The 12,630-nt window shown below is 50.2% G+C and carries 16 protein-coding genes; 6 read left to right on the forward strand and 10 right to left on the reverse strand.

From position 1 onward, the window contains the following. Positions 1-2: 2 nt before the first annotated feature. Both HZS52_RS17515 and HZS52_RS17520 read right to left on the reverse strand, forming a co-directional pair. On the reverse strand, positions 3-551 hold the full coding sequence (locus HZS52_RS17515) for a restriction endonuclease (RefSeq protein ID WP_223827954.1): 549 nt from the start codon (positions 549-551) through the stop codon (positions 3-5). After that, positions 548-2,212 (reverse strand): NERD domain-containing protein/DEAD/DEAH box helicase, encoded by a 1,665-nt coding sequence (locus HZS52_RS17520; protein ID WP_190373251.1) that lies wholly within the window; start codon positions 2,210-2,212, stop codon positions 548-550. Before HZS52_RS17520 ends, HZS52_RS17515 begins: the two co-directional genes overlap by 4 nt. A gap of 163 nt (positions 2,213-2,375) precedes the next feature. On the opposite strand from HZS52_RS17520, the gene HZS52_RS17525 reads away from it, so the two are divergent. Continuing rightward, entirely contained in the window at positions 2,376-2,687 is a 312-nt protein-coding gene (locus tag HZS52_RS17525) for a hypothetical protein (protein ID WP_190373252.1), read from the forward strand. A gap of 158 nt (positions 2,688-2,845) precedes the next feature. On the opposite strand, the gene HZS52_RS17530 is transcribed toward HZS52_RS17525, so the two are convergent. The 3 genes from HZS52_RS17530 to HZS52_RS17540 form a co-directional block, all read right to left on the reverse strand. Further along, a complete protein-coding gene (locus tag HZS52_RS17530; RefSeq protein ID WP_190373253.1) occupies positions 2,846-3,379 on the reverse strand; it encodes a hypothetical protein in 534 nt (177 codons plus the stop codon). 111 nt (positions 3,380-3,490) lie between these two features. Next, positions 3,491-4,756: a PDDEXK-like family protein gene (locus HZS52_RS17535; RefSeq protein ID WP_190373254.1), complete on the reverse strand. Its 1,266-nt coding sequence runs from the start codon at positions 4,754-4,756 to the stop codon at positions 3,491-3,493. A gap of 10 nt (positions 4,757-4,766) precedes the next feature. Next, entirely contained in the window at positions 4,767-5,498 is a 732-nt protein-coding gene (locus tag HZS52_RS17540; RefSeq protein WP_138800354.1) for an SIR2 family NAD-dependent protein deacylase, read from the reverse strand. Between the two features lie 134 nt (positions 5,499-5,632). On the opposite strand from HZS52_RS17540, the gene HZS52_RS17545 reads away from it, so the two are divergent. Further along, positions 5,633-6,871 (forward strand): PcfJ domain-containing protein, encoded by a 1,239-nt coding sequence (locus HZS52_RS17545; RefSeq protein ID WP_190373255.1) that lies wholly within the window; start codon positions 5,633-5,635, stop codon positions 6,869-6,871. A 150-nt stretch (positions 6,872-7,021) separates the two neighbouring features. Here the strand turns inward: HZS52_RS17545 and HZS52_RS24760 are convergent, their stop codons facing one another. From HZS52_RS24760 to HZS52_RS17565, 5 genes are all read right to left on the reverse strand, one after another. Further along, entirely contained in the window at positions 7,022-7,192 is a 171-nt protein-coding gene (locus tag HZS52_RS24760) for a Fic family protein (RefSeq protein WP_349304640.1), read from the reverse strand. A gap of 155 nt (positions 7,193-7,347) precedes the next feature. Then, positions 7,348-7,515, reverse strand: coding sequence for an ATP-binding protein (locus HZS52_RS24475; protein ID WP_317890269.1), 168 nt, complete (start codon positions 7,513-7,515; stop codon positions 7,348-7,350). Between the two features lie 216 nt (positions 7,516-7,731). Beyond that, positions 7,732-8,139 (reverse strand): lysozyme inhibitor LprI family protein, encoded by a 408-nt coding sequence (locus HZS52_RS17555; protein ID WP_212751682.1) that lies wholly within the window; start codon positions 8,137-8,139, stop codon positions 7,732-7,734. A 57-nt stretch (positions 8,140-8,196) separates the two neighbouring features. Further along, a complete protein-coding gene (locus HZS52_RS17560) occupies positions 8,197-8,565 on the reverse strand; it encodes a hypothetical protein (protein ID WP_138800352.1) in 369 nt (122 codons plus the stop codon). 61 nt (positions 8,566-8,626) lie between these two features. Continuing rightward, the gene (locus HZS52_RS17565) at positions 8,627-9,139 is read right to left on the reverse strand and encodes a hypothetical protein (protein ID WP_223827955.1); all 513 of its coding nucleotides are present in this window, start codon (positions 9,137-9,139) and stop codon (positions 8,627-8,629) included. Positions 9,140-9,854: 715 nt separating this feature from the next. On the opposite strand from HZS52_RS17565, the gene HZS52_RS17570 reads away from it, so the two are divergent. Genes HZS52_RS17570 through HZS52_RS24480 form a run of 4 tightly spaced genes read left to right on the forward strand, consistent with a single transcriptional unit; the run spans position 9,855 to position 12,530 of the window. After that, positions 9,855-10,475 carry a DUF2201 family putative metallopeptidase gene (locus HZS52_RS17570; protein WP_133732420.1) on the forward strand — a complete coding sequence of 207 codons (621 nt, stop codon included), beginning with the start codon at positions 9,855-9,857 and terminating at the stop codon, positions 10,473-10,475. Positions 10,476-10,515: 40 nt separating this feature from the next. Beyond that, entirely contained in the window at positions 10,516-11,550 is a 1,035-nt protein-coding gene (locus tag HZS52_RS17575; RefSeq protein ID WP_138800350.1) for a helix-turn-helix transcriptional regulator, read from the forward strand. A 42-nt stretch (positions 11,551-11,592) separates the two neighbouring features. Further along, positions 11,593-12,108 (forward strand): gamma-glutamylcyclotransferase family protein, encoded by a 516-nt coding sequence (locus tag HZS52_RS17580; protein ID WP_190373256.1) that lies wholly within the window; start codon positions 11,593-11,595, stop codon positions 12,106-12,108. Further along, positions 12,108-12,530, forward strand: coding sequence for an opioid growth factor receptor-related protein (locus HZS52_RS24480; RefSeq protein WP_223827956.1), 423 nt, complete (start codon positions 12,108-12,110; stop codon positions 12,528-12,530). The genes HZS52_RS17580 and HZS52_RS24480 overlap by 1 nt, the downstream gene beginning before the upstream one ends. Positions 12,531-12,630: the final 100 nt, after the last annotated feature.

Genomic DNA, 12,630 nt, shown 5'->3' on the forward strand with positions numbered 1-12,630 from the left:
AATCACTTCCTAAAGTTTGGAATATGTAAGACATCTTCATCACGGCTGCCAATGTTGTAACGAAGCATCAAGTTCGCAAGCTCTTTGCCGTTGATTAGCACGATACGCGTGCCTAACCTTTTCGCCGTTTGAATGGCCAATGACGTAAAGTCAGATGTGGTAATGAAAATGCCTTTCTGGTTTTTTTTTAGGTTGAGCGCGCCAAAAAAGTCTCGAACTTCGCCAGCGGCAATATTGTTACCTTCCGCATAGTGCTTCGCCTGGATGTAAACCTGATCAACGCCAAGGGGATCATGATTGATGACACCATCAAAACCGTTATCACCTGTTTTACCCAGTGTATGTGCCATCCCCGCACCGCTACCGCCATAACCCATCGCAAGCAGCAGATCGACCAGTAGCTGCTCAAAAAAAGCCGGATCAGCTTGCCGTGTTCGAGACAAAATATCAGCGGCCAACAAATATCTAAGACCATAGATGTGGCATTTATCTCTATGGCGCTTGGTCAGCTCGAAAGCGTAATACTTTGCGTGATAGTAAGTGATGCTCATTTAAAGCTCTGTGCAGACGTAAACACGACGATTTTTACCCGCGCCCGAGACACCCCTACATACTCCACTTTCGGGTTCTCAGCCCATGCACTGGCACCCAAATCAACCAACATCACCATCGGCGCTTCCAAACCTTTTACCGCGGCCACGTTAAACAAACGCTCACTATACTGCGGGCTATGTTCCATGAGTGCTTGCAACACTTGGCTGTTGGCTACCTTGAAGGGGATAAGTAGTAAAATATCCTGCGGTTGGAAGCCATCTTGCTTAAGCTCGGCAATGGCTTTTTTAAGCAGCGGCCATTGGTCTTGGGGCTTTTTCCAGGCGTGAACGGTCACTGCATGTTGGCTGCTGGGCAGATGCTCCCCTGGCTCTGCGGCTGCACCGTGGCGCTCTTTTAGCCAGCAGGCAATTTCATAGGCATTGCGGTAGTTGCGATGCAGAGTAAATGGGTACGGCACCATGCCGTCGAATACATCTAACGGAAGCTGGCAATCCCGTGCGAAAAGGTTTTGCGCGGGGTCTGCTAGCAGCGTCACACTGGCGTCTTCTGCCAGCATTTCGTAAAGCGGCAGCCACCACTCAGGCACGTAGTCTTGAGCTTCATCGACCACCAGTGCACCCCACTGCTCGGGCATTTTCTGCAACGCTTCAATCAGTAGGTCTGGTGCAGTTTCGTTATAAAAGCGTGGGATATCGACGGGCGCTTCAGGCACCGGCCAGCCAAAGCCTGCCTTTTCGGCGCGTATTTGGCAAAGCTCGTGAAAAGTAGCTATCTCAATAGTGCCAAGCTGGGTATCGGCCATAGCTTGGCGGTGGGCTTCTGCAAGTGCAATGTTGAAGCATAGCAGCAGCACTTTTTTACCTTCTCGCGCTTGCTGTTCAGCACGCATACGCGCCAGCACGCTTTTACCCGTACCCGCGCCACCATAAATCGCCATACGGGGAATGTGCTCTAACAGGCGCAGTACCCACTGCTGCTCTTCACTCAGGCGAAACAATGCTGCTTCTACATCACGGGCTTGCTCAGCAACGCTAGTGGCAAACGCATACGCAGGGCGCAACAAGTGGTGTTGTATCAGCGTGGTTTGTTGCTTGGTAAGTGGCAGCGAATTTACCGCTGCCCTACCCGCCCAGGCGGTGTTCTGAAATCGCCCAACAAGCTGTTCCACACGCATGGCTTGCAAATCGCCTTTGAGCATTACATGGTTGCGGTTCAAGGTTAATTCTGGGAAGTTGCCCTGGCATTCACGGGTATCGGGAAATACCAGCACAGGGGCAATAGGTAACTTGGTACCGGGCAACACCTGGTTAAGCGCTTGCACGAGGCTTCCAGTTTGCTTTTTTAGCTGCTCTAACGGTGTAGTGGTGAGCTTGTGGATGCCGTTGTTACCTTCTGACCACCATTGCCCTTCACCATCTAACCAAACACTGCCGCCTTTTACTTCCCACAACTGAATCCCATACTGCGGATGAAATAGCAGGAAGTCGATCTCGCCAACCCACGTTCCTTTATCGTTACGTGTTTGCGTTGCTAGGCTATGCATCACTTCTAGGCCAGGAAAATCTAGCGCACGCAGCTGCCGGTAAACATTGGCTTCAGCACGTGAAGGTAGTGCTTCCAGCTCAGCATTGCTGAGCCGTGGGTAAATCTCAGCCAAGTTAACTCCCCGATTAATCTATATTCACTGCCCGATTAAGCCAGAAGCCTACCTGAGCTAAATGTATTTGGGTATTCTACTTAAAATATAGTGACCATGCATCGCTACTATCTTTTGCCTCTGTACCCAGCTTTATAAACTGGCATCGGCCTTGGAGATCTCTATGCAGCAGAAAATCATAGAAAATCGAGTAAGAGAACGCATACAGGAAGCGATCCAGCACTCCTCAGAATTGACGCCCTCGGGGAGTGCGGAGGTCGCCTTTCATATGACGGACTGGCTGGCTGACCCAGATCGCCTAGTACAGTTCTATTCAGCGCCAGAGCAATTCAGCGATCAAGAGATTCACAAATTACTAGTAAATTTTCTGTTGCATGTACCCAACCATGTGGCTGCTGCGGCCGTGCTGTTGGCAGATTTCCCAGTGAGCGATATTTTTCAGGTGGGTGCTGTGAGGAACGACGAAACAACATAGGCCAATCATGTAGCACTTTTTTATCCTTTTTTCGAGGGTGGAGCTACCCACCGCTAGGCGCCAGCCAGTCTATCTATTTTGGATGTGCTTCAACTCGGCTAGCGCGCCAACAATCTGAACAGAAAAATTGACGCACTTCGCCAATCCCCCTTTTTCCCCTAAATTCTAGTAACGCTGCCCACCTCCCTACGGATATTTAAATGCCCCCAATTACTTTTCTCCCTAGCTCTAACCGATAGGCATATTTCAAAGTCTATGTCTAGCTCTTCCAGTAAAGCGACTTTATTTTCCAGATAGCATCCGCGATAAAGTGAGACCACTAGTTTTGGCCAACTGGTCACGTTACGTATCTCTTGGTATAGCTCGCTTCTTATGTCTTCGGGAATCTCATAGACATGCACCCTCTGCTTGAATATTTCCGGGTATAGACTCGTCATTTTCTCTTTTAAGGGATTATCGTCTATCGCATGCAGAGCGATCATCGCCAGAATATCTTCAACGCCACTCTCTATACTTGGCGTCCACTCAAAATAGAGCGGGGTTTTAACAGGCTTTGCCAGATAATTAACATTATTGTGCAAGACGAGATGGGGTCGGCTATTTTCCGATAACTGAACTGCCCAGTGAGGCCGTATCCCGCCGTCATTTGGATGACTATCACCGATTAAAACATGTGCTGTCATGGTTCCCATATTAAGCTCTTTCCTTAATAAAGTTAATCTTTTATACGCTGCCGTTTGTTATTTTTTGCCCCGTCGGAATCGGTCTTCTTGAAGGCTGCGAAATTTCTAACGTCAAGGTGGTCAATATCCATAACCCTCTATCTTAAGCCCTGATGACAAATGCCATAGGCGAAGCATCTCATCGGCCATGGCTTGAACGTAGCTTTTTAGCTGCGCGTCGTCTGTTAGGGTACGCAAAGATTGAATGGATGGGTTACGCAAATTTAAATCCTGGGGAATGTAGGCATAACCAGGCCATAGGTGATTCCGACTGGCCATTGCCCCCTCTTTGTCCAATAACTGACACAGCGGCTTATACTCTGTTGATTCGTTAGAGCATTTAATTCCTAGATAGATACTGTTTATTTCTGCTTCAGCAGCGATAAAAGCATTTTGCAGATGAGGCAGCTTATAATACAAGCCAACGGTCTCGCGATTGGGTGATCTACGCTTATAAGACTGCATAAATACTCGACACTGCTCTTGAACGTTGCCACACGTTGAATGCTGGCTATCCAGTTGCTGATCCATCTCAGCACTAATCCCGCTGATCGTCTCCCTGAGTTCTATCCAAATTTTCGCTTGTAAACGAATCAGCGCTTCATCAAACGCCAGACGAATGTCATGCGCTGCAAGCAGGTTGTCTCCCTCAAGCAAGGTGTCAGCCAACGTATCCAGGTGGTGGGTGTCCATGTCTTGTCCCGTTAACTGTGTGATCAGGTCGTGATACTGAACGATGCTTTCGCGTAAAGAAGGATGCAGTACGGATTTTTCTACGCATTTGGCCAACCAGGGCCGCAAGCACTCTGCGTAGGCGGCTGTTTGATAAGTGCCTGGCATATCGGAACTAGTACCAAGCTGCTCCAGGTGCCCTAAGCTGTGTGATGCTGGAGGGCGCCCGTCCAATGAAAGGAATACCACGTGCACCTCTTTGTAGCCTTGGGCACGCAGTGATTGATAATACGTGACCAACTGGTTTTCCTGATCAGCGGCAAATAGCTTGTTTTCGATCAGAATGGCTTGACGCTTGGTGTTGGTAACCAGAATATCAATTCGCTGCTGCTCGGTAACGACACGCACACCTTTTAAGGAGAAATCCGGGATGCGTACCTGGTCGATAAAACACTTAAGTAGCTCTACGCCTAACTCATGCGTTTGAGGGTTTAGCAAAGCGGCAATAAAACGCGAGTGTAAGCGAACTTCATCCGTTGGTTTATGCAATACGGTGAATACGTTAAAACGCGGAGTGCTCACATAGTGACGCTGAAGAAGCGCAGCCAAGTGCAGCAGGTCTTCAGCTTTTGTCGTTGAACTCATGCACAATGATCCTTGCTGTGGCAATATCATGACCACGCTCTCAGGCGCGACCCAGCCCATAGTCCCAGCGCTGCCCTTCAAGCCAGGCCGCTACAATATCCGGCACAATGCTATCCGCCTCTTTATGAATAATACGATAGCTGTAGGGTCTATCCGCCACATCGAAGTGAGGGTTTACGATAAGCTTTTCCGCCCTATATCTTCCCTTTTTGGGCAGCTTCGCTGCTGGGTCAACCTGCAGCGAAGTTCCGATTACCAGCACCTTGGCTGCCGTCTTAAAATGCCGACCAGCCTCTGAGTAATGCATAATCTGCTCCCCAAACCAGACCACATGTGGCCGTAATTCATGCCCATCAGGGCAGGTGTCACCTAAATGCTGTGGGCTGATGCCGATATCCGATACCAGCGCATGCTGACCGCAACATCTCACCTTTCTAAGCTCTCCGTGCAAATGAATGACATCACGAGATCCAGCGCGCTCATGCAAGTCATCAACGTTTTGGGTAATTACGACAACTTCGTACTTTTGCTCAAGCCGCACGATAGCAAGATGAGCCGGGGTAGGTTGTGTGTTGCCAGCACACTCTCGGCGCCAGTTGTAATACTCTATCACTTCTTTCCGACGCCTATTCCAGGCATGGGGTGAAGCCAATTGCTCGTGCTGCCCAACCGACCTTAAATCGCTGTCACGAAACGCCTCTAGGCCACTACTGACACTAATACCGGCACCGGTAAACACAACGATTTTGTTTGGGTTTATAGCAGGTTTCATACGGGCTCCTTACTGCAGCGGCTACTTCCAAGCATCGTTCTCAATCACTAGCCTAACCGCGCCATGCGACATTTAATGTCGTACAAACCCACTATTATTTGGTCGCCTAGCCCACACCTGGATGACGCTAACTAATGCCCCCTTTGCGAACCAAATCACTTACAGCAAACTTCGCTACCTGGATATCCCGCTTTGCCCGACGCATTTGGGCCAGCGAACCTTCACCTGCGGATAGCAGCGTCTCGCTCGATTTATCCTCTGTCGTTGGCTATCACATGGTTGTGCGGATTCTACTCTGGCAATCGGACGCACCATTTTCGTGGATCAGTGAGGCAGAGGGCGCACACTTAGCGGCGGGTGCGTTTTTGGAGCCACCGGGGATCAGTTGGGAGGTGCTTATGGCTACCCATGGTGAGGTACTAACGCAGGGTATGCCCGACGCACTAATTGAGGTTATTAATGCGGTGCCTTTTTTAGGCATTGAATTAGCGCAGGTTGCTGGCCGATTAGACGCTGCCCTCGACATGGCAATGTCATCGCCACTACTGCTAATACTGCTGGTAGAAAAGGGGGCACAAGAAAGATGGTCAGCGGACACCTTCGCGGCATTACTTCACCACAAGCAATCAACGCTATGTGCAGTTGCAGGTGTACCCGCAACGCGATCAAGTGCCAAGCTGCTGCGTCGCTGCCAGCTTGGCCCGGTGATTCGGCGCGAACTCTTTCCGCTTAAAAGGGCGTTAAATAATCCCGACAACTGCGAGTTTTTGCGTCATCAGCCTTATGTTCACGCCAGGCACCTTATCTTTTTAGCCAATTATGAGGGCGCACGTTGGCCGGGATTGCTTACACTTATCAACGAGGCGCTAACCCCTGCTCCCCATTACCGTGGTAGTGCTTGGCTTAAAGCGATGCTGGTGGATACCCAACGCATGTTAGCTACAAGGACTGAAGCTCTTTACCCCGTATACTCATTGGCGGCCTTTCAGACCCTGCATGACCAGTTAGTGAATGTTTTTAATGCCCACGCAACCGCGGACAATCTTCAAAGTAGCGCCACTGAACTGCAGCAACGCCATGGCCCCTACCCTACGCCGCCCTTGCCTAACACGGCGTCAATCACCGCCATTACTTCTTGGCAGGATTTACTCTTGGAGGGAGAACGCATGCGGCACTGCGTGGGCAGTTACAGCAGCGCCGTCGCCAACGGAAAAGTCGCTATCTATCACCTGCAGCAACCTGAGCCAGTAACCGTTGCCATCACGCCCCAAGGCCAGCGTTGGAAGCTAAGCGAGGCACGCGGGGTACGTAACGCGCCCCCATCACCGGAAGCACATTACTTCATTAACGTTTGGTTAACAGAGCAGTCATAGGTATGCTTTGTTTTGTGTGGTTCAAACTTTCGTATCTATTCAGTGTGGCAGCTACCTTGGTTATGGGGTGCGCCAACATTTCATGGTGTCAGTAGCGAGGACGGGCTTTCGGGGCGTATGTTTTGATGTTGGCGGCGTTCACGTTAGTCCCTAGAAGGCATCTTGCAAAAAGCGCTGACCTTTAAGAGTTAAGCGGTACTGCTGAAGGCGGCTATTAGGCTTCTCGGGCAGAGTCATTTTAATAAGTTGCTGCTTGCGTAAATTGCCTACTTGTTTATTGAGCTCTCCCGAAACGCACTTGTGACCAAGCTTACGGGCCATAGCCGATTTGCCCAGCTGATCCTGACTTTGGCTGCCAGCACTGGCTATAGCCGTGACTCTTGCTGCACTGGTTCAGATTGGGTCACGGCACTGACTTCTCAATGGAAAGAGCCTCCGCCAGTCGAATACTCAAACGCACGCGGTTGGCAATTTCTTCAATATCTGGGCTCCGGAAACCCTTGGGCCTGTGCCTCCGCGAAAATGCGCTTTACACCACTGCCCCACTGTTCGATTAATCCAAGCTTTCGGAATAGCCGTGCGATCACCGGGCTACGGATCATTGAAAAGCCTCGCTTCATGTCTTCAACGGTCATGCTTTGCATAAGTAGCCCTGGGCTTTCAATCACAATACGGCCATCAAAAATGCAATGCTAATGGGGCTAACGCTGAGAGTAATCGCTATGTACTAAGGTATTAATAATAGCTTCGAGCAGTATAATCAGTGGAATACTCCACACATAACGGCGGCGCGTAACGCTGTTTGAAGGCGTGCTTTTTGAGGAATAATTCGAACCAGGTACCGAGCCAGATTCTTTTCTTTACCACCCCACCATATTTTCCAACTCGGCAGCGCGCTCGGCGGTTTCTCTTAACAAGCAATCATTGCTGGCTATTTGTGCGAGCGTGCCACCGATAGTGGAGTAGAAGCCGCAATTCGCATCACGATAGGCGATCCAGTGACGCTGGGCGTTTAACAGCACTTGCTGGCGTTCTTCGGAAAGATCGCGTCGGGCATCGCTATAGGCGCCATTCAAACGCGCATCTTGAGTAGCAAACTCATCAGCAATGCAGCTCAGTATTTCGGCAGTCACTCCACCAGAGGCATCCATACATTTACCAAAGCGGCCGGTGTATTCATCTTCAGTGCTGCTTTGTGCTGTTGCTGCCACTGGCAATATTAAGCATGACACTAGGGCTATAGTTGGCTGCCATTTTTTCATCGCCATGTTTTAAATCCTATGTATAGAGCAAATACCCCGTCTAGCGCACCAGACGGGCTTATTTTAATCCTGGTAGCGAACAGCTTTGAGCTGTGCTTTTCCCTGCCCCCAGGTAAACAGCGTGATTCCTTCTTCCTCGGAGGATTCGACGACAATGGCATCTGCGCCACACGCGCAAGCCTCCTCACGCGCATTATTAATAGCGGCAGAGGCTGTTTTATCATGCCCTAGCGTAGTGCCAGTTTCAGACGTAATCATACAGGCAACTTCGTAGGGCCGCTCAATATCGCGCTCACTGACGTACTGTTTCAATTCACAATTAGCAGGTTTAGCGGTCCCCATTGAGACAGGCTGAACGCCAACTGAGCCACACCCAGTTAAGAGCGCCGCGGTAAGAGCAACGGCAGTAAATGCGAATATGCGATGAGTCATGGTATTTGGTTCCTGAAATCACAGTACAAAAACACCGCCCGGAGGCGGTGCTGTTAATGGCTTAGATTTGGCCGAGATATTCCATTTGATCAAGCAAATGGCTAGGCACATCTTCAACCAAAACAAGCGTAATCTCGGAATTACCGTCATCGCTGGTAGCAACACTCTCACCAAGTGTTGCATTGATGATGTCAGGTGAAAGGTTATACATAGCGCCAGACAGAGGATCAACAATCAGCCAACCGATCAAGCCGCCAAAGATCAGATTGCCCCCAATGAACCAGCCGTTTGGGCTAGAATTAATCATCATAGTGCGGCTTTCGTAGCCATCTTTGGAGATTTCCACATTGTAAGTCTTACCACCGAAGTAACTACCGTCAGATTTACGCAATTGCACAGTCGTCGGCGTTGTAGCCGAGTGAACCTGCATAGAGCGCTCATCGGTGATCAACACATTGGCATTGCTCGGGCTGCTGTTTATCGTGATGCCTTGCTCTTTGTCTCCAACGATGGAGGCACAGCCTGTCACCAGTGATACGGCGGCAAAAGCAGCAGTCAACTTAAGCATTTTCATTTTAATGATCCCTAATGTTCCATTTTTTGATGAGTGGCTTGAGCCACTTTTCTATTGCGCGAATGGTTTAGTCACGTCTCTCTGGCATGATGCCAAATTCTTTTTTCGCGAATATCTTTCTCGCTGAGCTGTATTCCCTCCTCTATTTTTAGAGGAGCAGGCCTTTTTATTCGATGGCAAGGATGTAACATCCCTCGTTGCATTGGCGTTCACACGGCAGTCAATCCATTTTACCGTCGCGGATAAAAGCACAGGCGTCTGGCGCTTAGAGGGCTAACAAGCAAAAATCTTTGTTTTACTAAGTAGCAACAAAAGGAATGGCAAGAAAGTAACCGAAGGCTGCGACAGCCTGTGCCGCAATGCGAGACTAATAATAAGCTATCTAATCTAATAATAATGAGGATATCATTACATTGAACTAGCTGCTAGAGCAGAAGACTAATACTTTTGCTATTGAAGGTTAAAAATGCTCAAAAGCCACCTGAGGTTTTTAACCGTGTGAGCCAGTTAGTGAATGGTTGCGATCATGCATCAGCTTCATGGCGAAAGCCGAGCCAAGCTACAGCTTACTTCTCGTACACCACCCAGGAGAGATCAGTTCCCCATTCAAGCTTAGCTATCGAAACAGCAATGGGTATTCTTCGCTTTTATGCGGCTTGAGTTGTCGCACCCCTAACGTAGCTTATGACACCTCACCCTTGAGGAAAGGCATGCTATGGATACGTTGGTACGTTCATCTTCAGCAACGGCGGATGCACAGCAAGAGTTGGCGAAGTGGCAGGCGGATCGCGCCTATTGGGCAGAAACACTGCCTGTTATGGAGTTGCTCAGCGAATTTTTAATCTTGACCCCTGTTTTGCAGGAACAAATAGCCACGGCAAGCACGGATGGCCGGCATCTCTATTTTTGTCCCTGTTATAGCGCCAGTCTCTCCGATGAATCTCGGCGCTTTTTACATGCCCACCTAATTTGGCATTGCGTGGCAGGCCATTTAACCGCTCCTCTAGTAGCTAACCGGCATCGTTGGCACCTAGCGTGCGACCATGAAGTCAACGCCCTGCTGTTGGCTCTCGGCTTACCCCTGCCTTTGAATGCACTGCTATTTCCCGTATGCGTTGGCCGCGGCGCTTTGGAGGTGTATCGATGGCTTGAAGGACACCCAAACACGTCAATTGAAATGCCTCTCGACATTCACCCTGCCGCACTATGGGGGCACCTCCCCCATGCCACCCCAAACCAGCGCATGACTGGACTTTGGCGACGCCGAGCTCATTTGATTGCTCGGGAACCCGATGCGCTACCCGAGAGAGTCGCTAAGTTTTGTGAGGCACGATAAACTTACTGCTTTCATTCCTATAGCCAGGATTAGCGTCACTATGTCTGATACGCGCGATACACTTTTTCGCTACTTGACGCTTCTGCAACTCATCCCCCGTTATCCTAAGAAAATGTCGACTCCTATGTTGAAAGAAAAACTCGCTGAACGCGGGTTTAATATTGATACTCGGTCGTTACAGCGGGATTTGAGCCAAAAACTCTCGACGCAGTTTCCCATCGGGTGTGATGATAGCCGGAAGCCCTATCAGTGGTATTTCGATCGCGACTTTCAGTGTCAGCTGCCCGCGCTGGATGTGCCGAGCGCGCTGACGCTGGTACTTGCCGAAGAGTATTTAAAAGGATTACTGCCCCCTGTGGTCGTTGGGCAATTATCGCCGCACTTTACGGATGCGAGGCGGTTGCTGGATGAGATGAGCTCCAACGGATTGAGCCAATGGGCCCGGAAAGTTCGTGCCATCCCCAATGGCAAAGCGCTTATCCCCGCGGCACTTAATGAAATGACGTGGCAAATCGTCTCTCAAGCCCTGCTAGAGCAGAAACCGGTGGATGTCGTGTACTTGTCACGCACATCCAAAACCAAAAAGCACTTCACCCTTCATCCTCAAGGGCTAGTCAGCCGACACAGCGTGACCTATTTACTTGCGACAGTGGACGACTATGACGATATTCGTCAGTTCGCCATGCACCGCATTGAAACAGCCGCTCTAAGTAAAGCGACCTGGCGACCTTTGCACGGCTTTGACTTAGACAATTACATAGCAGGTGGAGCGTTCGGCTATTTGCAAGGCAAAGCCCCCGTCACACTTGTCGCCCATGTAGCGCCACAAGTTGCGTGGCTACTCAGTGAGACCCCACTGTCTGAAACTCAGCGGCTGACACCACTGTCCGACAGCAACTGGCAACAATTAGAAGCCGAGGTGCCCGATGACCAACAAACGCTGTGGTGGCTGATGGCCATGGGCGCCAATATCAACGTACGGGCTCCTGCGGCGTGGCGAGAAACGCTAAAAGCGAATGCAGAACAGGTACTCGCGCATTACCAACGCACACTGGTCGCGCAAGAAACCTATTAAAGTCTTGTTCATGGAAGCCAACATATTGAAAAGGATATAACGGTGCTCTGTTTTGCTTATGGCTCGAATATGTCTACCCAGCGCTTAGCTGCAAGGATCCCAGCACGCTTTGTGACCACCGCCGTTCTGCCTGCGTATCGCCTAGCCTTTCATCAGCAAGGCGGTGACGGCTCTGGCAAATGCGATATTGTAACGGCATCTGAGCAGTCGTCTGTCTACGGCGTCGTCTGGGAAGTGGCTTCGCACCATAAGGTGACGCTGGATCGTTATGAAGGGCTCAACGCTGCTTACGATGAAACCTGGCTGACGGTAACCGACCTGGTTGGTGACGGGCAGTTTGAAGTACAGGCATATGTTGGCAAGCTCACCGCTACTGGCATGCAGCCCTATACATGGTACAAGCACCATGTGTTAGCAGGCGCACGAGAACACGGATTACCCACAGCTTATGTCCGTGCATTAGAACAAATTGATGCCCGAATTGATCCAGACACCGAACGCCACGTACGCGAAATGGTGTTACATGGGCTCAATGAATCGTTAGTGCGGGGAGCATAATGGAAAATGATGAGTGTTTAATCGCGTTTTACCGCGGGGAAGGCCACGATCATAAGGGTCGTCGTCGACTAGAAGACATCTGGGCACTCCCCTACTTCTGGCTGGAACACACCCACGACTATATCCAGTGGCTGTTTCCCATCCCGGAAATGGGCCGCTTTAAAGCCTTTGCATCTTTACTGACGCCCTGGGTCGTGTTGGTGCCAATTATGCTAGCAAAATCGATATTGCCACGTGACGGCCGGGGGTATTTCCAATTTGGGGAGCTAGTGGGGGATGATCTGAATCAAGCCTGGATCAGGCCTAAGCAATCGCGTCGGCGACCGACGCAGGTCACCGACGCGATACTGGAGCAGCTTCGGATCCAGCCCTTTTCGCAAGTTAAGAAACATCGGCCCAAACTCATTACGAGCCGGGGTTAAACGCTGTTCCGTTATTGCGTGTCGGGTGGCTGCGTCAACAAAACCCGGCTCATTGGGTAGCAACGGCAGGAATTTTCTCTTGCATCAAGTCATGTAAAAT

This window comes from Vreelandella titanicae, from assembly GCF_014697095.1.
GTDB classification, from domain to species: Bacteria; Pseudomonadota; Gammaproteobacteria; order Pseudomonadales; family Halomonadaceae; genus Vreelandella; species Vreelandella titanicae.

Bases quoted from the DNA above. Each gene is read 5' to 3' on its own strand.
- HZS52_RS17515 (WP_223827954.1), bottom strand. From the start codon at position 551: ATGAGCATCACTTACTATCACGCAAAGTATTACGCTTTCGAGCTGACC.
- HZS52_RS17525 (WP_190373252.1), top strand. From the start codon at position 2,376: ATGCAGCAGAAAATCATAGAAAATCGAGTAAGAGAACGCATACAGGAA.
- HZS52_RS17530 (WP_190373253.1), bottom strand. From the start codon at position 3,379: ATGGGAACCATGACAGCACATGTTTTAATCGGTGATAGTCATCCAAAT.
- HZS52_RS17535 (WP_190373254.1), bottom strand. From the start codon at position 4,756: ATGATATTGCCACAGCAAGGATCATTGTGCATGAGTTCAACGACAAAA.
- HZS52_RS17540 (WP_138800354.1), bottom strand. From the start codon at position 5,498: ATGAAACCTGCTATAAACCCAAACAAAATCGTTGTGTTTACCGGTGCC.
- HZS52_RS17545 (WP_190373255.1), top strand. From the start codon at position 5,633: ATGCCCCCTTTGCGAACCAAATCACTTACAGCAAACTTCGCTACCTGG.
- HZS52_RS24760 (WP_349304640.1), bottom strand. From the start codon at position 7,192: ATGGCCCGTAAGCTTGGTCACAAGTGCGTTTCGGGAGAGCTCAATAAA.
- HZS52_RS24475 (WP_317890269.1), bottom strand. From the start codon at position 7,515: ATGCAAAGCATGACCGTTGAAGACATGAAGCGAGGCTTTTCAATGATC.
- HZS52_RS17555 (WP_212751682.1), bottom strand. From the start codon at position 8,139: ATGGCGATGAAAAAATGGCAGCCAACTATAGCCCTAGTGTCATGCTTA.
- HZS52_RS17560 (WP_138800352.1), bottom strand. From the start codon at position 8,565: ATGACTCATCGCATATTCGCATTTACTGCCGTTGCTCTTACCGCGGCG.
- HZS52_RS17565 (WP_223827955.1), bottom strand. From the start codon at position 9,139: ATGAAAATGCTTAAGTTGACTGCTGCTTTTGCCGCCGTATCACTGGTG.
- HZS52_RS17570 (WP_133732420.1), top strand. From the start codon at position 9,855: ATGGATACGTTGGTACGTTCATCTTCAGCAACGGCGGATGCACAGCAA.
- HZS52_RS17575 (WP_138800350.1), top strand. From the start codon at position 10,516: ATGTCTGATACGCGCGATACACTTTTTCGCTACTTGACGCTTCTGCAA.
- HZS52_RS24480 (WP_223827956.1), top strand. From the start codon at position 12,108: ATGGAAAATGATGAGTGTTTAATCGCGTTTTACCGCGGGGAAGGCCAC.